The organism is Brachybacterium sp. AOP25-B2-12 (genome assembly GCF_052378625.1).
In the GTDB taxonomy this organism is placed as follows: Bacteria; Actinomycetota; Actinomycetes; order Actinomycetales; family Dermabacteraceae; genus Brachybacterium.
Genome location: NZ_JBQSXW010000008.1, coordinates 22,353 through 43,401, shown reverse-complemented (window position 1 = coordinate 43,401; position 21,049 = coordinate 22,353). Strand labels below are relative to the sequence as shown.

21 protein-coding genes are annotated in these 21,049 nt (G+C 73.3%); 20 read left to right on the top strand and 1 reads right to left on the bottom strand.

Annotation, left to right across the window (positions count from 1 at the left end):
* Positions 1-35: 35 nt before the first annotated feature.
* Entirely contained in the window at positions 36-1,826 is a 1,791-nt protein-coding gene (locus ACT3TZ_RS07690; RefSeq protein ID WP_444582815.1) for a WXG100 family type VII secretion target, read from the bottom strand.
* Positions 1,827-2,147: 321 nt separating this feature from the next.
* Here ACT3TZ_RS07690 and ACT3TZ_RS07685 point away from each other — a divergent pair, with 321 nt between their 5' ends.
* The 20 genes from ACT3TZ_RS07685 (at position 2,148) to ACT3TZ_RS07590 (ending at position 20,747) form a co-directional block, all read left to right on the top strand.
* Entirely contained in the window at positions 2,148-3,497 is a 1,350-nt protein-coding gene (locus tag ACT3TZ_RS07685) for a bifunctional folylpolyglutamate synthase/dihydrofolate synthase (protein WP_444582901.1), read from the top strand.
* Positions 3,497-3,916, top strand: coding sequence for a DUF4233 domain-containing protein (locus ACT3TZ_RS07680; RefSeq protein ID WP_444582814.1), 420 nt, complete (start codon positions 3,497-3,499; stop codon positions 3,914-3,916). Before ACT3TZ_RS07685 ends, ACT3TZ_RS07680 begins: the two co-directional genes overlap by 1 nt.
* 147 nt (positions 3,917-4,063) lie before the next feature.
* On the top strand, positions 4,064-4,489 hold the full coding sequence (ndk, locus tag ACT3TZ_RS07675; protein WP_444582813.1) for a nucleoside-diphosphate kinase: 426 nt from the start codon (positions 4,064-4,066) through the stop codon (positions 4,487-4,489).
* Between the two features lie 125 nt (positions 4,490-4,614).
* The gene (locus tag ACT3TZ_RS07670) at positions 4,615-4,761 is read left to right on the top strand and encodes a hypothetical protein (RefSeq protein WP_444582812.1); all 147 of its coding nucleotides are present in this window, start codon (positions 4,615-4,617) and stop codon (positions 4,759-4,761) included.
* 160 nt (positions 4,762-4,921) lie between these two features.
* Positions 4,922-6,412: a signal recognition particle-docking protein FtsY gene (gene ftsY, locus ACT3TZ_RS07665; RefSeq protein WP_444582811.1), complete on the top strand. Its 1,491-nt coding sequence runs from the start codon at positions 4,922-4,924 to the stop codon at positions 6,410-6,412.
* 203 nt (positions 6,413-6,615) lie between these two features.
* Positions 6,616-8,028, top strand: a complete 1,413-nt coding sequence (locus tag ACT3TZ_RS07660) for an ammonium transporter (RefSeq protein WP_444582810.1) — start codon at positions 6,616-6,618, stop codon at positions 8,026-8,028.
* Complete coding sequence (locus tag ACT3TZ_RS07655) at positions 8,025-8,363, top strand: P-II family nitrogen regulator (RefSeq protein ID WP_444582809.1); 339 nt, start codon at positions 8,025-8,027, stop codon at positions 8,361-8,363. The genes ACT3TZ_RS07660 and ACT3TZ_RS07655 overlap by 4 nt, the downstream gene beginning before the upstream one ends.
* On the top strand, positions 8,353-10,713 hold the full coding sequence (locus tag ACT3TZ_RS07650; protein ID WP_444582808.1) for a [protein-PII] uridylyltransferase: 2,361 nt from the start codon (positions 8,353-8,355) through the stop codon (positions 10,711-10,713). The genes ACT3TZ_RS07655 and ACT3TZ_RS07650 overlap by 11 nt, the downstream gene beginning before the upstream one ends.
* Before the next feature lie 156 nt (positions 10,714-10,869).
* Positions 10,870-12,468 (top strand): signal recognition particle protein, encoded by a 1,599-nt coding sequence (gene ffh, locus ACT3TZ_RS07645; protein WP_444582807.1) that lies wholly within the window; start codon positions 10,870-10,872, stop codon positions 12,466-12,468.
* A gap of 8 nt (positions 12,469-12,476) precedes the next feature.
* The gene (locus tag ACT3TZ_RS07640) at positions 12,477-13,601 is read left to right on the top strand and encodes an amidohydrolase family protein (RefSeq protein WP_444582806.1); all 1,125 of its coding nucleotides are present in this window, start codon (positions 12,477-12,479) and stop codon (positions 13,599-13,601) included.
* Between the two features lie 50 nt (positions 13,602-13,651).
* Positions 13,652-15,055, top strand: coding sequence for an Nramp family divalent metal transporter (locus ACT3TZ_RS07635; RefSeq protein WP_444582805.1), 1,404 nt, complete (start codon positions 13,652-13,654; stop codon positions 15,053-15,055).
* Between the two features lie 234 nt (positions 15,056-15,289).
* On the top strand, positions 15,290-15,763 hold the full coding sequence (gene rpsP, locus ACT3TZ_RS07630; RefSeq protein WP_444582804.1) for a 30S ribosomal protein S16: 474 nt from the start codon (positions 15,290-15,292) through the stop codon (positions 15,761-15,763).
* A gap of 1 nt (position 15,764) precedes the next feature.
* Positions 15,765-16,007, top strand: a complete 243-nt coding sequence (locus ACT3TZ_RS07625) for an RNA-binding protein (protein ID WP_444582803.1) — start codon at positions 15,765-15,767, stop codon at positions 16,005-16,007.
* Between the two features lie 139 nt (positions 16,008-16,146).
* Positions 16,147-16,725, top strand: coding sequence for a ribosome maturation factor RimM (gene rimM / locus ACT3TZ_RS07620; protein WP_444582802.1), 579 nt, complete (start codon positions 16,147-16,149; stop codon positions 16,723-16,725).
* Between the two features lie 3 nt (positions 16,726-16,728).
* On the top strand, positions 16,729-17,502 hold the full coding sequence (trmD, locus tag ACT3TZ_RS07615; protein ID WP_444582801.1) for a tRNA (guanosine(37)-N1)-methyltransferase TrmD: 774 nt from the start codon (positions 16,729-16,731) through the stop codon (positions 17,500-17,502).
* A gap of 287 nt (positions 17,503-17,789) precedes the next feature.
* On the top strand, positions 17,790-18,131 hold the full coding sequence (rplS, locus tag ACT3TZ_RS07610) for a 50S ribosomal protein L19 (RefSeq protein WP_444582800.1): 342 nt from the start codon (positions 17,790-17,792) through the stop codon (positions 18,129-18,131).
* 34 nt (positions 18,132-18,165) lie between these two features.
* Complete coding sequence (gene lepB / locus ACT3TZ_RS07605; RefSeq protein ID WP_444582799.1) at positions 18,166-18,753, top strand: signal peptidase I; 588 nt, start codon at positions 18,166-18,168, stop codon at positions 18,751-18,753.
* Positions 18,753-19,520, top strand: a complete 768-nt coding sequence (gene lepB / locus ACT3TZ_RS07600; protein ID WP_444582798.1) for a signal peptidase I — start codon at positions 18,753-18,755, stop codon at positions 19,518-19,520. The genes lepB (ACT3TZ_RS07605) and lepB (ACT3TZ_RS07600) overlap by 1 nt, the downstream gene beginning before the upstream one ends.
* A 10-nt stretch (positions 19,521-19,530) precedes the next feature.
* Complete coding sequence (locus tag ACT3TZ_RS07595) at positions 19,531-20,448, top strand: ribonuclease HII (RefSeq protein ID WP_444582797.1); 918 nt, start codon at positions 19,531-19,533, stop codon at positions 20,446-20,448.
* Entirely contained in the window at positions 20,445-20,747 is a 303-nt protein-coding gene (locus ACT3TZ_RS07590; protein ID WP_444582796.1) for a DUF2469 domain-containing protein, read from the top strand. The genes ACT3TZ_RS07595 and ACT3TZ_RS07590 overlap by 4 nt, the downstream gene beginning before the upstream one ends.
* Positions 20,748-21,049: the final 302 nt, after the last annotated feature.

The following is a 21,049-nucleotide window of genomic DNA, read 5'->3' as shown; positions in this document are numbered from 1 at the left end:
GCGCACCGAGCCCGTGGACGTCGTCCGCGCTCGGATCACCGACCCACGGTCACCACGCTCGAGGACGTCACCTCGGTGCCCGGACCGATGTAGACGCCCGTGAGTCGACGTTCCAGTGCCAAGAGCGTCGGATCCGATGCCGTGGTGGCCCCCAGCGTCGCCGCGTATCCGCCGTCGGCACGCGGCCCTCCGCTCGCGTCGACGGAGTCGTGGTTCTCCGTGAGCCAGCGCATGCCGATCGGAGCCGAGGGCCCCGACAGGACCACCTCGTGCACGTTCGGCGATCGGAGACGACCGCCGTCCACCTGCAGGCCCTGCACGTCGGCATGGGCGATCGGGTCTCCGGTGGCCTCTCCGGTCACGGGATCGATGGTGACGGGTCCATGGGTGACGTTGACGACGTCCGTTCCCGACTGCGCAGGCACGACAGTCTGCACCGGCGAGCCGACCGAGAAGCTGGTCGTCACGTCGTACGTGCCGGGAGCACCGGAGGTGTTGTTGAAGGCGGGATCCGCGGCGAGATCGGCCGAGACGATCCCACCCTGGGAATGTCCGACGAACATCACCTGAGCGCCGGGCGGCACGAGCGGCCGGCCATCGGGTCCGGGCGCGGCCATCGCGGCTCGCACATCGTCCATCGCGGCCGGGTGCTGTCCCGCGACGAGTCGCACGTTGGAACCCCAGTCCCGGGAGTTGCCCTGTCCGCCGTACGCCGCGGGATCCAGGAGGCCGGCCCCCTCGGTCGGCGGGACCTGCACGATGTACACGGGATCGGTGCCGACCGCGCCCTGCACGGTCCGGATGCCGATCTGGCCTGCCTCGAGGGCTCCCCGTCCGGGGTTGGACAGGCGCAGCGCATCGTTGTCCAGGACGAGGTCCTGCAGCGTGGCGGCCCCCTGCGCCGACACGGTCGTCGTCCGGACGTCGTGGACGACGCCTCCCGGGCGATCGTCGAGGAACAGGGTGTCCCGTCCGGTCAGCGCCTCGTAGGCCGCGACGTGCGCGGATCCCGTGACGAGCGCTCCGCCCGCGAGGAGCTCGGCGACGCTGGGGACGCGTTCCCCGGTGGCGAGGTCGGTCCAGGTCTCGCCCCAGCGCTCGAGATCCCGGTGCAGCTGATCGGAGCCCTCCGTGCGCACGCCCCAGCGCTCCCCGAGCTCGGAGGTCCCTTCGAACCCGAGGTCCACCCCGATGCCGATCCCCTCGGATACGGTGCGGGCGATGTCGGACGCGGCATCCTCGAGGGGCCGCTCGAGCCAGTCGGGGAGGACGGGGTCGTCCCCGGTGCGATACCCGTGCAGGTGGACCGGAGCGTCGCAGGCGGGGTCCCCGCTGGGTCGCAGAGGAGTTTGGCCCTCCGTGTCGGCATCGGGCTCCGAGGCCTGATCCTGCTGCGCGGCGTCGGAGAGGAGGGCGGTGCCGGCCGTGCGGACCGCCGATGCCGCCGACGTCGCCTGCTGGGCGATGCCCTGAGACCAGCGGAGGCGGAAATCCTCGGCGTCCGGCCCGTCCCAGTCGACCGTCCTGATGGCGGCCGACAGCGCCTCGGCCACGTCGTCGACCCGGCGGGCGCATGCGAACATCCGGGTCGCATGCAGGCGGGCCGCTGCCGTGTCGATCCCGAGCACGCCCGTCATCGCGCGCCACCGGCCGCCGCGTTCGACCGTGCTCCCACCTCGATGAGCGTGTCGAGCACGTTCCGTGGCGGGGCCGGGATCGTATGCCGTGCCGAGCGACGCGAGCACCGCCTGGATGCGGTCGCGGGGCAGGCCCGCCCCCGAGGCGATCTGCCACGACGCGTCCGCAGGTCCCCGGAACGTCGCCATCGGATCTCCTCGTGTGGTGCGGTACAGGACTGGACAGGGCAGGAAGGACAGGGCGATCCGGTGCGGACCAATGCCGAGAGGCCGTGCACGACGGGGCGCTGCGCGACGTCGTGGTGCGACGGGTCGGCGGTGGCCCGGTGTCCGTCGAGGCTAGGCCGCCGCCGGGACGGTGGGCGATGGGGGCGCTGTCCTTGGGGACGGACCGTCCCGTGGAGGACTCGGGGCCGGGTCGCTCGCCGCTCGACTCCGTACACTGGCCACGCCGTCCCGTCGTCCTCCGTCCCCTGGAGCTGCTCCGTGCCCCGTCCCGCCCGTGCCGCCATGTCCTCCGAGCTCCGCGAGGTCTACGCGGCCCTTCTCGAGCGGGCACCGGAGAACCGCATCGAACCGGATCTGACACGGATCCGCCGCGTCATGGAGCTGATGGGGGACCCGCAGAACGCCTACCGCTCGATCCGGATCGCCGGCACCAACGGCAAGACCACCACCGCCCGGATCGCCGAGCGGATCCTGCGGGAGACGGGGCTGCGCACCGGCCGCGCCACGAGCCCGCACCTGCACTCCCCGGTCGAGCGGATCGCGATCGACGGCGTCCCGATCTCCGACGCCGACTTCTGCCAGGCCTACCGGGACGTCGAGCCCTTCGCCGCGATCGCCGACGCCGAGTCCCTCGAGCGCGGCGGCCCGCGCCTGACCTTCTTCGAGTACATGGTCGCGATGACCTACCAGGCCTTCGCCACCGCGCCCGTCGACGTGGCCGTCGTCGAGGTGGGTCTCGGCGGCACCTGGGACGCCACCGGCGTCATCGACCCCGACGTCGCGGTGGTCGCCGCGATCGGCTACGACCACCAGGAGTACCTGGGGGACGACATCGAGGACGTCGCGGGGGAGAAGGCGGGCATCCTCACGCCCGACGCCTTCGCGGTCATCGGCCGTCAGCGCTACGAGGACGCCGCCCGGGTGCTCCGCGAGCGCGTCGCCGCTCTCGGTGCCGTCGCGGCCTTCGAGGACGAGCAGATCGCCGTGCTCGACCGGACGCCGGGCGTGGGCGGTCAGCTGCTGAGCCTGCAGGGCATCGCGGCCCGGTACGACGAGGTGTTCCTGGCGCTGCTGGGCGAGCACCAGGCGCACAACGCTCTGCTGGGCGTGGCCGCGTGCGAGGCGCTCCTGGGGGACGGGGAGACGCCGCTGGGTCAGGACGTCGTGCGCGAGGCGCTCGCCGCGGTCACCTCCCCGGGTCGCGCCGAGGTGATCCGCCAGGCGCCCACCGTGCTCGTCGATGCGGCCCACAACCCCGACGGCGCCGCGGTGCTCGTCGACACGGTCCGGGAGAACTTCCGCTTCACCCGCACCGTCGGCGTCGTGGGGATCCTTCAGGAGAAGGACGCCGCGCAGATCCTCGAGGTCCTCGAGCCGCTCCTGGACGTCGTCGTCGTCACGCAGTCCTCCTCGCCGCGCGCGATCCCGACCGACCGCCTCGCGGACATCGCCCGGGACATCTTCGACGACGAGGACCGCGTGACCGAGGCGGCCTCGCTGCCCGATGCGCTGCAGGCCGCCGTGGACCTCGCCGAGCAGGGCGGCGGCGAGTTCGGCGGCGTGGTGGTCGCCGGCTCCGTGACGCTGGCCGCCGAGGTGCGCGACCTCATGGGCCGCGGGGACGAGGCGTGATGGCCGTCCGGATCGCGCCGTCGGCCCGTGCCCACGGCGCCCAGCGGATGCTGTCCATGACGACCCTGACGGTCGAGGCGTTCGTCGTGTTCTTCGCCGCGCTCGTGGCACATCAGCTGATCCCCGAGCACCGCGTGGCCACCTGGACCCTCGCCCTGATCTCGAGCGTGCTGCTGCTCCTGACCGCGGGGATCCTGCGGCGCGGGTCCGTCGGCTACGTCGTGGGCGCCGTGCTGCAGGTGCCGGTGATCCTGATGGGGATCGTGGTCCCGGCGATGTGGGTGATCGGCCCCGCCTTCGCCGCCCTGTACGTCTATGGGGTGGTGCGCGGCAACCGCTGGGACGCCGAGAAGGACGAGATCGACCGTCGCGTCCTCGCCGAGCGGGCCGCGCAGGGCGAGGCGAATCCGACCGACTGAGCTCCGCGCGCCCGGAGCAGGCGCCCCGCCGGTGTCGTGCGGCCGCACCGGCTGCGGCCGCGGCCCCGGACTCACCATCCTTGTGTGCCCGCTCCCGGGGTGACCGCCCGTTCGCCCCGGATGCCGGGCTCCGGATAGGGTCGCGCCATGACCACCGAGCGCACCCTCATCCTGTTGAAGCCCGACGCCGTCCAGCGCAGCCTGCGCGGCGAGATCCTCCGCCGCATCGAGGCCAAGGGCTACGGGATCGTCGCCCTGTCCCAGCGCCTCGCGACCGAGGACGTCCTCGCCGCGCACTACGCCGAGCACGAGGGCAAGCCCTTCTACGCCCCGCTCGTGGAGTACATGGGCTCGGCGCCCGTCGTCGCGATCGTCGCCGAGGGGGAGCGCGTCATCGAGGGCTTCCGCTCGCTCGCGGGCACCACCGACCCCACCGTGGCCGCCCCCGGCACCATCCGCGGTGACCTCGGCCGCCAGTGGGACCTGCCCGTCATCCAGAACCTCGTCCACGGCTCGGACTCGCCGGAGTCCGCGGCCCGCGAGATCGGCATCTGGTTCCCCGAGCTCGGCTGATCGCGGGCCGGCGCTCCGGCGCCGGCCACCCGATCCGATCCCCGCGGACGACGATGTGTCGCACCTCGCGGCGCGTCCCGTCCGGGATGCTCGATTCGTCGGCCCCGGTGGCGCACACTTGTGCCATGGGTGTCGCCGTCTTCTTCCTCGTGCTCGCCGTGCTCGTCGCCGCCGGGCTCCTCCTCGTCGTCGCGCTCCCGCACCTGCGCCGCCAGCGCGAGCAGGTCGCCCCGAGCCGTCACACCTCGCGGACCGCGCGCACGCAGTCCTGACCGGCCCGGTCCGGCCGCGCCACTCCGGCTCGCTCGGCCGGGGCACGGCCGCTTAGACGTGGTCGTGACCCTCGTCTGACCCGGTCGCACCGCGCCCGCGCCCCTACACTGGCCGCTGGCCGCGCGGACCTCGTGGCCGCCCCGAGCCCGGAGGTGAACCGTGGACCCGATATCCCTGCTCGAAGTCCTCGCCGTCGCAGTCGGCGGCGTCGCCGTCGTCGGCGGAGGCGCCTGGGCGGTCCTCCGCGGACGTCGCGGACGCGACCGTGACCGGGACACGCGGGACGGCACCACCCCGGGCGGCTCGGACGCCCCGCGCGGCACGACCGCGACGAAGGAGCGCCCCGCCGCCCCCACCTGGGACGAGTCGTTCACCGCTCCCGCGCCGCCGCGCACCCGACCCGAGGACGGCGCGCCCGGCCCGAGCGGCACCGCCGAGCCGGCCGACGCCGCACCTGCCCCGGCCGACACCGCCGAGCCGGCCGATGCGGCAGCCGGCCCCGCGGGCACGGCCGAGAGCACGGACGCCCCGGCCGTCGGCACCACCGCGCCGACGGCGCCCTCGGACGCCCCGGCCCCTGCCGACACCGGGACGCCCGCCCCGCCGACCCCACCCGACGCGGCGCAGCAGGGCGGGGCCACCGCCCCCGCGACCCCGGACACGGGCGCCCAGCGCCCCGTCGAGCCCCGGCTGGACACGCCCGAGCCGCCGGCCGACCGCCTCGTCCGCCTGCGCGACCGCCTCTCGCGCTCGGGCAGCCTGGGGCGCGGCGTCCTGGGCCTGCTCTCCCGGGAGCGGGTCGACGAGGACACCTGGGACGAGATCGAGGAGACCCTGCTGCTCGCGGATCTGGGCCCCGGCCCCACCGACGAGCTCCTCGAGAACCTGCGCCGCCGCATGCAGGTCCTGGGGCAGCGCGACCCCGAGGCCGTGCGCGAGGTGCTGCGCGAGGAGCTCGTGACGCTGGTGGATCCGACGATGGACCGCCGCCTCGCGGCGACCGCGCTGACCGCCGAGGACGGCACGACCGTCCCCTCGGTCATGCTCATGGTCGGGGTCAACGGCACCGGCAAGACCACCACGGTGGGCAAGCTCGCCCGCGTGCTCGTGGCCCAGGGACGCACCGTGGTCCTCGGGGCCGCGGACACCTTCCGCGCCGCCGCCGCCGATCAGCTCGCCACCTGGGGGTCCCGCGTGGGGGTGCGCACCGTGCGCTCGGACAAGGACGGCGCCGATCCCGCCGCCGTCGCCTTCGACGCGGTCCGCGAGGGCACCGCCGAGGGCGTGGACGTCGTCATCATCGACACCGCGGGGCGCCTGCAGAATAAGAAGGGCCTCATGGACGAGCTCGGCAAGGTGCGCCGGGTCGCGGAGAAGGGACTGCACGGCGTCGGGGTCCAGGAGGTCCTGCTCGTGCTCGACGCGACGACCGGCCAGAACGGCCTCCAGCAGGCCCGCGTGTTCTCCGAGGCCGTGCAGATCACCGGGCTCGTGCTCACCAAGCTCGACGGCACCGCCAAGGGCGGCATCGTCGTCAACGTCCAGCGTGAGCTGGGCGTCCCGGTGAAGATGGTGGGTCTCGGCGAGGGCATGGACGATCTCGCACCCTTCGACGCCCACGGCTTCGTGGACGCCCTGCTCGACGCCTGAGGACGGTCGCCACGGGGCCTCGCGGACAGGCATCGGACCTCTCCGGGGACCGTCCGCCGGATGGGACGGGACGTCACGGATGGGTAACAGGGGCCTCCCAGCGAGCGCGGGGAGGGGCCGACGCGCCACGATGACGGAGCGGTCCCGGTCGGGTCCGCACCGGCGCGCGCGCCGAGTCCCCGCCGATCCCTCAGGAAGCTCCCATGCCTTTCACGCTCGACACCGGCGCGACCGCCTGGCTGCTCACGAGCGCTGCACTCGTGCTGCTCATGACCCCGGCCCTCGCCTTCTTCTACGGAGGCATGGTGCGCGCACGCACCGTCCTCAACATGATGCTCATGTCCTTCACCGCGATCGCGATCGGGGCGATCGTGTGGATCGTCGCCGGCTACTCGATCGCCTTCGGCAGCGACGTGATCGGCGTCTTCGGCAACCCCACCGAGTTCTTCGGCCTCCACGGCGAGGACGCGGACTCGCTGCTCGCGGGCTCCGGCGTCCCGTTCCTGGTCGCCGCCGGCTTCCAGATGACCTTCGCGATCATCTCGGCCGCGCTGATCTCCGGGGCGATCGCCGACCGCGTGCGCCTGAGCCGCTGGATGGTCTTCGTGGCCGTCTGGATCCTCGTCTGCTACGCGCCGCTGGCGCACATGGTCTGGGGCGGCGGGCTCCTCTCGGGCTCGGCCGACTCGATCGCCGCGATGATGTTCGGCACCACCGGCTCCGGTGACGACCTCGCCGCCGCCGTCGCGCCCATCGACTTCGCGGGCGGCACCGTCGTCCACATCAACGCCGGCATGGCCGGCCTGGTCCTGGCTCTCATCGTCGGCCCGCGCCTGGGCTTCGGCAAGGACCCGATGAAGCCCCACAACCTCCCCATCGTCATGCTCGGCGCCGCCCTGCTGTGGTTCGGCTGGTTCGGCTTCAACGCCGGCAGCGCCGGCACCGCCGACGGCACCGCGGGCCTGGCCTGGGTCACCACCACCGTCGCCACCGCGTCGGCGATGCTCGGCTGGGCCCTCGTCGAGCGGATCCGCGACGGACACGTCACCTCGCTGGGCGCCGCCTCGGGCATCGTCGCGGGCCTCGTGGCCATCACGCCGGCCGCGGCCGCCGTCAGCCCGCTGGGCGCGATCGCCCTGGGCCTGATCGCCGGCGCCGTCTGCGCGCTGGCCGTGGGCCTGAAGTACCGCTTCGGCTACGACGACTCGCTCGACGTCGTCGGCGTCCACCTCGTCGGCGGTCTCGTGGGCACCGTCCTCATCGGCTTCCTGTCCACCGAGAGCGGTCTGCTGTACGGCTTCGGCATCCAGCAGCTTGTGGTCCAGGTCGTGATCGCGATCGCCGCCGTCATCTTCTCCGGCGTCGTCACCACGATCATCGCCCTGATCATCAAGGTCACGCTGGGCTGGCGGATCTCCGCCGAGGACGAGCGCGCCGGGATCGACATCACCCACCACGCCGAGTCCGGCTACGATCTGCTCGGAGGCTTCGGCTCCCGCATCGACCGCCGTCCGGTCGAGGCCGCCCACGCCGGCGCGGCCCCGACGGCTCCCACCCCGGTCGCCGACGATGCGTCCGAGTCGACCACCCCCACCACCGCAGGAGATGCCCGATGAGACTGATCACCGCAGTCATCCAGCCGCACGCGCTCGAGGCCGTCACCGACGGGCTCCGCGAGCACGGCGTCACCGGCATCACCATCAGCGAGGTGGCGGGCTACGGCCGCCAGGGCGGACACACCGAGGTCTACCGCGGCGCCGAGTACCGCATCGACACGATCCCCAAGATCAAGCTCGAGATCCTCACCGAGGAGCACGACGAGCCGTCGATCGTCGAGGTCATCGTCCAGGCGGCTCGTTCGGGCCGGATCGGCGACGGCAAGGTCTGGTCCAGCGAGGTGGGAACCGTCGTGCGCGTGCGCACCGGCGAGGAAGGTGCCAGTGCCCTCTGATCCCTCCCAGGCCTCCCTGCCCGCGATGCGGCTCGATCATGTGCTGCACCGCGGGTTCGGGGATCCGGCCGCCGGAAGCGCCCGCAGGTCCCAGCACGCCGATCTCGTGGATCGGTGGCTGCGGGACCTGTGGGCGCAGTCCGGTGCCCCGGCCTCCGGCGCCGCCCTGGCGGCCGTCGGCTCCCTGGGCCGCAGGGATCTGGGCCCCGCGAGCGACCTCGACCTGATCCTCGTGATCGACCCCGAGGTGGTCGACGAGGAGCAGGCGACGACGCTCGCCAGCGCCCTGTGGTACCCGATCTGGAACTCCGGCAGCTCGCTGGACCACGCCGTCCGCACCCCCGCCGAGAGCGAGGCCATCGCGGGCGAGGACCTCCGGGCGGCGATCTCGCTGCTGGACCTGCGGACCATCGACGGCGACGACGCGCTGGTCCAGGACACCGCGGCGCGCGTGCGCCGCGTGTGGAGGGTCCAGGCGCGCACCCGCCGCGAGGAGCTCATCGACCTCGCCGAGGACCGCGGCGCCCGCTACGGCGTGCTGGCCCATTCCTCCGAGCCCAATCTCAAGTCCGACCGCGGCGGACTGCGGGACGTCACCGTGATCCGCGCCTTCGCCGGCGCCTGGCTCGCCGATCACGACCACGTGGCCGTGGATCGCGCGGCCGACGTCCTGCTGGACGCCCGCGACGCCCTCCAGGCCGTCACCGGACGTTCGGGCACCCGCCTGGGCCGCTCCGATCAGGACGCCGTGGCCGCCCTGTGCGGCAGGGACACCGCCGACGATCTCCTCGCCGACCTCGCCCAGGCCGCCCGGACCGTCGCCTGGGAGCTGCACCGCGTGGTCCGCGCCGCCCAGGCCGCGGCCGCCCCCGGCGGCAAGGGGACCACCGGCTCCGGGACCGACCGCCGCCCGGCGCTGTCCCGTTTCGACCACGGCGTCGTCGTGCAGTCGGGGCAGGTCTCCGTGGACCTCACGATCGAGGACCCGCTGCGGGACCTCGCCGCGGTGCGCCACGCCGCGGCGACGGGGCTGCCGCTGACCGACGCCACCCTGAACCGGCTCCGCGAGCGCCCCGTCCACCTCCCCCTGGGCCCCGCCCAGCGGGACGTCCTCGTCGATGCGCTCGCGGGCGCGCACGTCACCGACACCTACGAGGCGCTCGACGTCCACGGCATCGTCTCCCGCTGGATCCCCGAGTGGGAGGGCGTGCGCAACCGGCCCCAGCGCTCGGCCGTGCACCGCTTCACCGTGGACCGCCATCAGATCGAGACGGTGCGCGAGGTCCAGCGCTTCCTCGGGCACGTCGACCGACCCGACATCCTGCTGGTCGCCGCGCTCCTGCACGACATCGGCAAGCGCGCGGGCGCCCGCGACCACGCCCGCGAGGGAGCCCCGCTGGCGCGCAGCGCGGCCCTGGGCCTCGGGTTCAGCGAGGACGACGCCGAGGCGGTCGAGCGCCTGGTCGCCGAGCACCTCACCCTCGTCGAGCTCGCCACCAGCCGCGACCCCTCGGACCCGACGACGCTCGGCGCCCTCCTGGACGCCGTCGACCACGATCCCGGCCAGCTGGAGATGCTGCGAGCCCTCACCGAGGCCGATGCGAAGGCCGCAGGCCCCGCCGCATGGTCCAGCTGGCGCGCCTCCCTCATCGACCACCTCACCGAGCGGGCCCGCGCCGCCCTGTCGGGCTCCCTGCGCGGCCCCCGCGAGTTCCTCGCCCCCCAGCGCGGCGTCGAGCGTGCGGTGCTGGACTCCGTGCACCGCACCAAGGCGCCGCAGGTGCTGTACCCGGCGTCGACGTCGGACGAGGACGTCAGCCAGATCTGCCTCGGCGCGCCGGATGCCCCCGGGGTGTTCGCCGCCATGGCCCGCGTGCTCGCGCGGCTGCGGATCGACGTGCGCAGCGCGGTCGTCTCCACCCAAGAGGGTGTCGCGGTCGACACCTGGTGGGTCAGCGGCCGCCAGAGCGACCTCCCGCATCCCACGGCCCTGCGCAGCGCGCTGGTCCGCGAGCTCGACCGGCGCCATGACCCCGCGGCGCGGGTGCTCGACGTCCCGCCGGGCATCCCGGCGCGCACCGCCGAGGACATGCCGGTGGTCACGTTGCTCCCGGAGGCCTCCGATGGTGCGACGGTCATCCAGGTCAACGCCGCCAACCGCCCGAGCCTCCTCGCGGACGTCGCGGAGATGATCACCCTGCACCAGCTCGACGTGCGCAGCGCGCACGTGGTGACGCTGGGCCTGCGGGCCGTCGACGTGCTGTACCTGACCGATCAGCGCGGGCGCCCCCTCGAGGCCCCGATGGTCGGCCGGATCATCGCCGCGATCATGGACGCCGCCGCGGCCTGACGCCGGCCGGGCCCCGGCCCCGTCCGCGCCCCGGCCCCGTCCGCCGCCGCTGCGGTGGGCGCCCGTTGGCGCCCCGGCGGGCTCCCGGGGGCCGCCGTTAGACTGTGGGCGCTCTGCCGCCGTCAGCCCCCGTCCGCAGCGAAGGACCACGCCTCCGTGTTCAACAACCTCTCCGACCGCATCACAGCCTCCCTCAAGGGGCTGCGCGGGCACGGCCGCCTGTCCGAGGCCGATGTCGACCGGACCATCCGCGAGATCCGACGCGCCCTGCTGGACGCCGACGTCGCCGTGTCCGTCGTGCGCGAGTTCACCGGGACCGTGCGCGAGCGAGCCCTCGGCGAGGAGGTCTCCAAGGCGCTGAACCCCGCCCAGCAGGTCGTCAAGATCGTCCAGGACGAGCTGGTGACGATCCTCGGCGGCGCCGCGGGCGAGCTCACCTGGGCCAAGAACCCGCCCACGGTCATCATGCTCGCGGGCCTCCAGGGCGCGGGCAAGACCACGCTGGCCGGCAAGCTCGCGAAGTGGATGAAGGACCAGGGGCACACGCCGATCCTCGTCGCCGCGGACCTCCAGCGGCCCAACGCCGTCACCCAGCTGCAGATCGTCGGCGAGCGCGCCGGCGTGCCCGTGTTCGCCCCCGAGCCCGGCAACGGCGTGGGCGACCCGGTGCTCGTGGCGATGAACGGCGTCTCCACCGCCCAGTTCCAGCAGCACGACGTCGTGATCGTCGACACCGCCGGCCGCCTGGGCGTCGACGAGGAGATGATGCAGCAGGCGCGGGACATCCGCGACGCCATCCATCCCGATGACACGCTCTTCGTGGTCGACGCGATGATCGGCCAGGACGCGGCCCGCGTGGCGGAGGCGTTCCGCGACGGCGTGGGCTTCACGGGCGTGGTGCTCTCCAAGCTCGACGGAGACGCCCGCGGCGGTGCGGCCCTGTCGATCACCGGCGTCACCCACCGCCCCATCCTCTTCGCCTCCACCGGTGAGCAGCTCGGGGACTTCGAGCGCTTCCACCCCGACCGCATGGCCGGGCGGATCCTGGACATGGGCGACGTCATGTCGCTCATCGAGCAGGCCGAGAAGGCCTTCGACCAGGCCGAGGCCGAGAAGATGGCCGGGAAGCTGCAGTCCGGCCAGGACTTCACCCTCGACGACTTCCTGCACCAGATGCAGCAGCTCAAGAACATGGGCAGCATCAAGAAGATGCTCGGGATGCTCCCCAACATGGGCCAGTTCCGCGAGCAGCTCGACAACTTCGACGAGAAGGACATCACCCGGATCGAGGCGATCATCCAGTCGATGACGCCCGCCGAGCGCAACGATCCCAAGGTGCTCAACGGCTCGCGCCGTGCCCGCATCGCCCGCGGTTCCGGCACGTCGGTCTCGGAGATCAACCAGCTGCTCGAGCGCTTCAAGCAGGCCCAGCAGATGATGCGCTCGATGGGCGGCGGCGGGGGAGTCCCCGGCATGCCCGGGGCGCCCGGTCAGGGCTTCGGCAAGAAGAGCCGCGGGCGCATGCAGCCCCAGGCCTCCGGGCGCGGCAAGGGGGGCAAGGGCGGCAAGAAGCTCTCCTCCAACCCGGCCAAGCGTGCCCAGCAGGAGCGGGAGGCCGCGGCCAAGGCCGCCCAGGGCGACGGCGGCGGCTCCGCCTTCGGGGGCGGCCCCACCCAGGCGACCCCCGATCTCGCGGACCTGGATCCCTCGCAGCTGCCGCCCGAGCTGCAGAATCTGTTCGGCAAGAAGCGCTGAGACCCGTCGTGGCCGATGAGGTGGTCCTGCACCTGCGGGGCCCCGTGCTCCTGGGCCCGGACCGGGAGATCTCCGAGGCGTGGGTCGCCGGGGGCCGGATCCTCCACACCCGCCCCGAGGTGCCGCGCGGGACCGAGATCCTCGAGCTCGACGGCGTCGTGGTGCCCGGCCTCGCCGATCTGCACTGCCACCTCGGCATCGGGAACGGCGGCGGGGGCACGAGCCTGGCCGAGGCGCGCGCCCAGGCGCTCGTGGACCGCGACACCGGCGTGCTGCTGATCCGCGACGCGGGCTCGATCATCGACACCCGACCCCTCCAGGACGAGGCCCCGGGAGCGCTCGGGGAGGGCCTGCCCCGTCTGATCCGCTGCGGCCGGCACATCGCCCGCACCCGCCGCTACCTGATCGGCTACGCCCACGAGGTCGAGCCCCATGACCTGCCTGCCACCGTCGCCGCCGAGGCGCGGCGGTCCGACGGCTGGGTCAAGCTCGTGGGCGACTGGATCGACCGCGACGCGGGGGACCTGACCACCACCTGGTCCGGGGAGGACTTCGCCGCCGCGGCGGACGCCGCGCACGCCGAGGGCGCGCGGATCACCACCCACACCTTCGACGAGGAGACGCTGCCGCTGGCCCTGGACGCCGGCTTCGACTGCCTCGAGCACGCGACCGGGCTGACCGCCGAGACGACAGCACGGGCCGCCGAAGCAGGGGTTCCCGTCGTCACCACCCTGGTCAACGTCGAGCACTTCCGCGAGTACGCCGAGCAGGGACAGCGGAAGTTCCCCGCCTACGCCGCCCACATGCGGCGACTGCGGGAGAGCCGCTACACCCGCACCCGCGACGCGCTCGATGCGGGCGTGCAGCTCCTCGTGGGCACCGACGCCGGCGGCGTGCTGGGCCACGGGATCATCCACGACGAGCTCGACGAGCTCGCGCGGGCCGGCCTCGACGGCACCGAGATCCTCACCGCCGCGGCATGGGCGCCCCGCGCCTTCCTGGGAGTGCCCGGGCTCGAGGACGGGGATCCCGCGGACCTCCTGGTGGTCCCGCGCGACCCCCGCGCCGACCACCGTGCGCTCCGCGAGCTCGAGGCCGTGGTGCTGCGCGGTTCGGTGGTCCACCGCTCCTGAGGTTCACAGAAAGTGCCCCGGACGTGCAGGGATTCTCGTAGCATCGGTGCATGGGCGACACCAGGAGACCGGACGACGGAGCCCGGGGCCCCCGGCCCGACCCCAGCGCGCACGACGCCCCGACGGGGGCGGGCGAGCCCGGAGGATCCACGGCGCACGCCCCACCCTCCGCGGAGGCGCACGCCCCGCCCCGCTGGAAGCTCATCGGCCCCGGACTCGTCGTCGCGGCCACCGGCATCGGCGCCGGTGACCTCGTCGCCACCCTCGTGGCAGGGTCCCGCTTCGGCTACACGCTGCTGTGGGCCGCCGTCGCGGGCGTCATCATCAAGATCTTCCTCGTCGAGGGCGCCGGGCGCTGGACCCTCGCGACGGGCCACACCATCTTCGAGGGCTGGAAGCGGCTGGGCCGCTGGACCACCTGGTACTTCGGCCCCTACATCATGCTCTGGGGCTTCATGTACGGGGCCACCGCGATGTCGGCCTCGGCGCTGCCGCTGATCGCCCTGGTCCCGCAGCTGCCCGTGCTCGAGGACATCCCCGCGGTCGCCGGGATCCCCTTCATCGCCTACGCCATCGCCTCCGGGCTGCTGGGCGCGGCGCTCGTGTGGCTGGGCCACTACCGCCGACTCGAGAAGCTCATCGCAGTGTTCGTGGGCATCATGTTCGTGACGGTCGTCGGCGCCGCCGTCGTCACCCTTCCCCACCTCGCCGACATCGCCACCGGGCTGATCCCGCGGATTCCCGAGGGCGGCCTCATGTACACCCTGAGCATCGCCGGCGGCGTGGGCGGCACGATCACCCTCGCCGCCTACGGGTACTGGCTGGCCGAGAAGGGCTGGTCCACACCGACGTGGATGAGGGTGATGCGCATCGACAACACGATGGCGTACGTCATCTCCGGGATCTTCGTCGTCGCGATGCTCGTCGTCGGGGCGGAGCTGCTGTACAGCGCCGGGATCGCCGTGGAACAGGGGGACCGGGGCCTCGTGGACCTCGCGGGCGTTCTCGAGGAGCGCTACGGCAGGCTCATGAGCTGGGTGTTCCTCATCGGCTTCTGGGCCTCGTCGTTCTCGTCGGTCCTCGGTGTGTGGAACGGCGTCTCGATCATGTTCGCGGACTTCTGGGGCAGCGTGCGCAAGGTCCCCGAGGGGGACCCCCGTCGCCGGATCGGCGGTCGCTACTTCCGCTTCTACATCCTGTGGCTGACCTTCCCGCCGATCCTGCTGCTGCTCCTGGGGCGCCCGGTCGAGATCATCATCGCCTACGGCGTGCTCGGGGCGTTCTTCATGCCGTTCCTGGCGCTGACCCTGCTGTTCCTGCTGAACTCCCGGCACGTGCCGCCACGGTGGCGCAACGGCTGGGTGCTCAACGGGATCCTCGGGATCGTCGCGCTGATCTTCGTGGCCCTCGGCGCCAACGAGCTGTACGGCGTGGTCTCGGGGCTGTTCGGCTGAGGCGGGCGCCCGCCGGACGCGCGGCCCCGATCGGCTGTGGGCCCGGGCACATCGCACCTGCGCCGTGCCCGGGCACCTGGCACGCCTGCCCTGCCGCTGGCATACTGGTCCGCTGTATGCGTCGGAGTCGGCCCTCTACCCGCCCGGACGCGTCCACCCGAGTCCGGTCCGCGCCCGCATCACCCCACAGGCAGCGTCCGCCTCACCCGATCATCCCGAAGGAGCGTCACTCTCGTGGCCGTCAAGATCCGTCTCAAGCGCATGGGCAAGATCCGTGCACCGTTCTACCGCATCGTCGTGGCCGATTCGCGCAAGAAGCGCGACGGTGCCGTGATCGAGGAGATCGGCAAGTACCACCCCACCGAGGAGCCCTCGTTCATCGAGGTCGACTCCGAGCGCGCCCGCTACTGGCTCGGCGTGGGCGCACAGCCCACCGAGCAGGTCACCGCGATCCTCAAGATCACCGGCGACTGGGCCGCGCACACCGGTGAGGGCGACACTGCCGGCACCCTGCGCACCGCCGAGTCCAAGGTCTCCGCGGACGACGCGATCGCCGCCGCCGACAAGGCCGCCAAGGAGTCCCGCGACAAGGCCGCCAAGGCCAAGGAGAAGGCCGCGGAGCCCGCCGCCGAGCCGGGCGCCGAGGAGGAGCCCGCCGAGGGCGAGACCACGGAGGAGGCCGCCGAGGCGACCTCCGACGAGGCCTGACATGAGCGCACGCGCCGAAGCGCTCGAGCACCTGGTGCGCGGGATCGTCGACAGCCCCGATGACGTCCGCGTCACCGAGAAGTCGACGCGCCGCGGCCCGCTGCTCGAGGTCCGCGTCGGCACGGAGGACCTGGGGCGCGTGATCGGCCGCAGCGGCCGCACCGCCCGAGCCCTGCGCACGGTCACCTCGGCGCTGTCCGAGGACGCGGTCCGCGTCGACATCGTCGACGTCGACCGTCGCTGAGGACCACGTCAGCATCATCGCGTCCGTGAGGGGCGGCACCGGCTCCCGGTGCCGCCCCTCACGGCGTGCAGGGACGACGAGCCACCCCGGGCGCCGCACGCGCCGTCGCCCGGGGCCACGACGAACAGGATGTGACGGCATGACGCTGCGGGACGTGGTCATCGCGACCATCGGCAAGGCGCACGGGCTGCGGGGCGAGGTCGCCCTGAACCTGCGCACGGATCAGCCCGTCGAGCGCCTCGCGCCCGGCACGGAGTTCCGCGCGGGGGTGCGCACGCTCACCGTCGCGGGGACCCGCGACCAGCAGGACCGCTGGTACGTGCGCTTCGCCGAGGTGGGGGACCGGACCGGTGCCGAGGAGCTGCGGGGCATCGAGCTGCACCTCGAGATCGACACCGAGGACGAGGCCCGGGAGGACCCCGAGGGCTGGTACCCCGAGGACCTCGTGGGTCTGGCGGTGCGCCACGTCGACGGCACCGAGCTGGGCACCGTCGCGGACCTCGAGGTGCGGCCGGCCCAGGACCTCCTCATCGTCCGCACCGCCGACGGCCGCCGCGTGATGCTGCCGTTCGTCGAGCAGCTGGTCCCCGAGATCGACCTCGAGCAGAAGGTCGTCCTCGCCGATCCGCCCGGTGGGCTGTTCGGTCCGGCCGAGGACGACGACAACGGCACGGACGCCGAAACCGTCGCCACCGACCCTCGGACCGGAACGGCCTGAGCCGTGCGCCTCGACGTCCTCACGATCTTCCCGGATTACCTCGCGCCGCTGGACCTGTCCCTCATCGGCCGGGCCCGACGCGACGGGCTGCTGGATCTGCGGGTCCACGACCTGCGGGACTTCACCCACGACCGCCACCGGACGGTGGACGACACCCCCTTGGGCGGCGGCGCCGGGATGGTCATGAAGCCCGAGCCCTGGGCGGAGGCCTTCGCGTCGGTCGTCGCCGCGGGGCGCGCCGAGCTCGGCGGGGATGCCGAACCCCTGGTCGTCTTCCCCAACCCCGCGGGCGCCCCCTTCGCCCAGGCCACGGCGCAGGCCTGGTCCGAGCGGCCGTGGCTGGTGCTGGCGTGCGGGCGCTACGAGGGGATCGACGAACGGGTCTACGAGCACCTCGCCGACGCCGGGCTCGAGGTGGCCCTGGCGTCCCTCGGCGACTACGTGCTCAACGGCGGCGAGGTCGCGGTCCTCGCGATCACCGAGGCCGTCGTGCGCCTGGTCCCGGGCGTCGTGGGCAATGCCGCGTCCCTCGTCGAGGAGTCCCATTCCGACGGGCTGCTCGAGTACCCGCTGTACACCCGCCCCGCCACCTGGACGGACCCGGCCGGCGCGGTGCGGGAGGCCCCGGCCATCCTGCTGTCCGGGGACCACGGGAAGATCGCCGCCTGGCGCGCGGAGCGGTCCCGGGAGCGCACCGCCGAGCGTCGCCCCGACCTCCTCGCACGGCGGGAGGCCCCTGCGGCAGGTGACGCACCCGACACCGGGCACGGCCGCTGACCAGCACGATCGCGCGGCCGCGGCCTTGCCGGGGCGCCCGGGTGCTGGCAGAATGACTCCTCGTGCACGCCGCACGCGCCCCTGCCTCGGGGGGAGCGCGGACGACGCGGCCGGGCAGATCCGTCGCGATGGGAATCGCGGCCAGAGGCTCAGCACACCGGCACGATCCTCGTCCGTCCGCGGTCGGGATCGCCGGATCGACGGTTCATCACGGGCGGTCGCGACCTGCGTCGCATCGCCCCCACGAACACGCTGTCCGTCCCGAGGCGGAGGGCTGGAGAAGAGACATGCAGAAGCTCGACGAGCTCGACAAGGCGCAGCAGCGCGACGACGTCCCCGACTTCCGTCCCGGCGACAACGTGAAGGTCCACGTGAAGGTCGTCGAGGGCAACCGCTCGCGCGTCCAGGTCTTCCAGGGCTACGTGATCGCCCGTCAGGGCGACGGGATCCGCGAGACGTTCCGCGTCCGCAAGATCTCCTTCGGCGTCGGCGTGGAGCGCGTGTTCCCCGTGCACGCCCCGACGATCGACAAGATCGAGGTCGTCACCCGTGGCGACGTGCGCCGCGCCAAGCTGTACTACCTGCGCAACCTGACGGGCAAGAAGGCCCGCATCAAGGAGAAGCGCTGATCCTCACCGTTCGCGCGCTCACCGCGTCGCGACCGTGACGGACACGCCACCACGACGGCGGCGACCCCTGCTGGGGGTCGCCGCCGTCGTGCTCGTCGCCCTCCTCGTCGGGGCCCTGCTCGTGCGCCACTACGCCGTCCAGACGTTCTGGGTGCCCAGCGGGTCGATGCGGCCGGTCCTGGAGGACGGCGACGTGCTGCTCGTGGACCGCCAGCAGCGCCAGGAGGCGCACCGCGGCGAGATCGTCGTCTTCGACGGCACCGGGTACTTCGCGCCGAGCGAGGACGGGCGCCGCTACTGGGTCAAGCGCGTGATCGGCGTGGGCGGGGACCGCGTGCGCTGCTGCGACGACGCCGGGCGCATCACGATCGACGGCGAGCCGCTGGAGGAGCCCTACCTGGCTGCGGGTGTCGCGCCGAGCGACGTGCCCTTCGACGTGCAGGTGCCCGAGGGCGCGATGTTCGTCCTGGGGGACGACCGCGGGGACTCCGCGGACTCCCGCGACCACCTGGGCTCGCCGGGCGGCGGGATGATCCCGACCGATCGGGTCGTCGGTGAGGTCCGCCGCATCGTGTGGCCGCTCGCACGCGCCGGAGATGTCCCGCGGCTAGGATCGCCGTGATGAACGAGACTGCGCCTGCCGAGGACCTGCCCCCCGACTCGCCCGAGGGCGACGCGGTGGCTCCCGCGCCCGTCGAGGGGCGGCGCGCCCGGCGGCGGCGGTCCCGCGGCGGCGGCTGGCTCGACTACGTCGTGACCATGGTGGTCGCGCTCGTGATCGCCGTGCTGGTCAAGACGTTCCTCATCCAGCCGTTCTTCATCCCCTCGGAATCGATGGTCCCGACCCTGGAGATCGACGACAAGATCCTCGTCTCCAAGCTGACGCCGGGGGTCTTCGACCTGCATCGCGGCGACGTCATCGTCTTCGAGGACCCGGACAACTGGGTCGACGCGGGCGATACCCGTCAGGGCGCCCGCTACCAGGTGCTCAAGGTCCTCAGCTACGTGGGCCTGGCGCCGGATCCCGCCCAGGACCACCTCGTCAAGCGGCTCATCGGCATGCCGGGGGACCATGTGGTCTGCGCCCAGCAGGGCGGTGACCTGCAGGTCAACGGCGTCACGATCGACGAGCCCTACATCAACCAGGGGGCAACCCCCTGCCAGGCTGCCTTCGACATCACCGTGCCGGCCGGGAACGTGTGGGTGATGGGAGACAACCGCGAGGCCTCCGCCGACAGCGCCAACCACTACACGGTCAAGGATCACTCCCCGTACGTGCCGGAATCCAAGATCACCGGCAAGGCCGAGGTCATCATGTGGCCCGCCTCCCGCTGGACCGTCCTGGACGACGGCGAGAAGGCCTTCGCCGACGTCCCCGACCCGTCCTGATCGCCGCTCCGTGACACCCCGCAGGGCCGGGGCCTCCGCACGCCCGATCCCGACCGCCGAGGCCGAGCGCGCGATTGCGGCGGCCCTCGGCGGGAGCGCGACCGTCGTCGGCATCGACGAGGTCGGTCGCGGCGCCATCGCCGGGCCCGTCGTGGTCGGCGCCTGCGCGCTGCGCATCGAGGACGGCCGGGTGACCACGCCGCTGCCCGAGGGAGTCCGCGACTCCAAGGCCCTCACCGCGCGCCGTCGCGAGGCCCTCGTGGACCCGATCCGGGAGGCGGCGCCCGGAACCGCGCTCGGCTGGGCCTCGGCCGCCGAGATCGACGCCCACGGCATCCTCGCGGCGCTCACGCTCGCCGCTGTCCGGGCCGTGGATGCGCTCGAGGTCCCGGTGGACGCGGTCCTGCTGGACGGGAACGTGGACGTCCTCGGCGCCCACCTGATGCCGGGTGCGGACGGCGGGGTCCCGGCGGTGACCCTCCGCGTGGGCGCCGATCGCGACTGCGTGTCCGTCGCCGCCGCGAGCGTCCTGGCCAAGGTCGCCCGCGATGCCCACATGGTGGCGCTCGCGGATGAGGCCCCCGTGTACGGCTGGGCCTCGAACAAGGGCTACGGCGCCGCCGCGCATCGTGATGCCCTCGCGCGGGTCGGGGCCCACAGCGAGCACCGACGGTCCTGGAACCTCGGCACTCCGGGCACCGCGGGAGGTGCCGTCCCGGCGCCCGGCGCGGTGACGCCGCCCGAGGCGACGGTGACCGCGGCGGTCGAGGCGACGCCCGGCGCGGGCGGGACGTCCGATGCGGGGGTGACCTCGGTGACGGCGGCCGCGGGGCCGTCCGCGGACGAGGGCGCTGACGTACTGTGGACGGACGACATGACCGGCCGGCACGACCGGATCGTCGACGGCCAGCAGGAGGACCCACGGTGAGCACGCAGGATCTCGAGAACTACGAGTCCGACATGGAGCTGCAGCTCTACCGCGAGTACCGCGACGTGGTGGGCCTGTTCACCTACGTCGTCGAGACCGAGCGCCGGTTCTACCTCGCCAACCAGGTGGACCTGCAGGTCCGCAGCGCCGGCGGCGAGGTGTTCTACGAGCTGACGCTCGCCGACGCCTGGGTGTGGGACGTGTACCGCTCGAGCCGCTTCGTGCGCTCGGTGCGCGTGGTGACCTTCAAGGACGTCAACGTCGAGGAGCTCGCGAAGCCGGACATCGCGCTGCCCTGAGAGGTGGGGTGAGGGGGCGCCTGCTGTGCGTCCTCCGACGAGCTTCCCCCTGGGCTCCTCCGCGGACGTCCGGGAGAGACGTCGTGCGAGGCGGTCCGGCGCGCCCCATCCCTGCAGCGCCGGACAGCGCCTCCGCTGGCCGCGGCACGGGCCACCACCCGTTCCACCCCACAGCGCCGTCGACAGCCTCTCCTCCCCACAGCGCCTTCGTACACAACGGCGGGTGCGCCCGAGCGCGCCGTGGCTGCTGCCCCGCACAGTGGGCGCATGAACCCCACCGCCACCCCCGGTCCCGCTCCGGC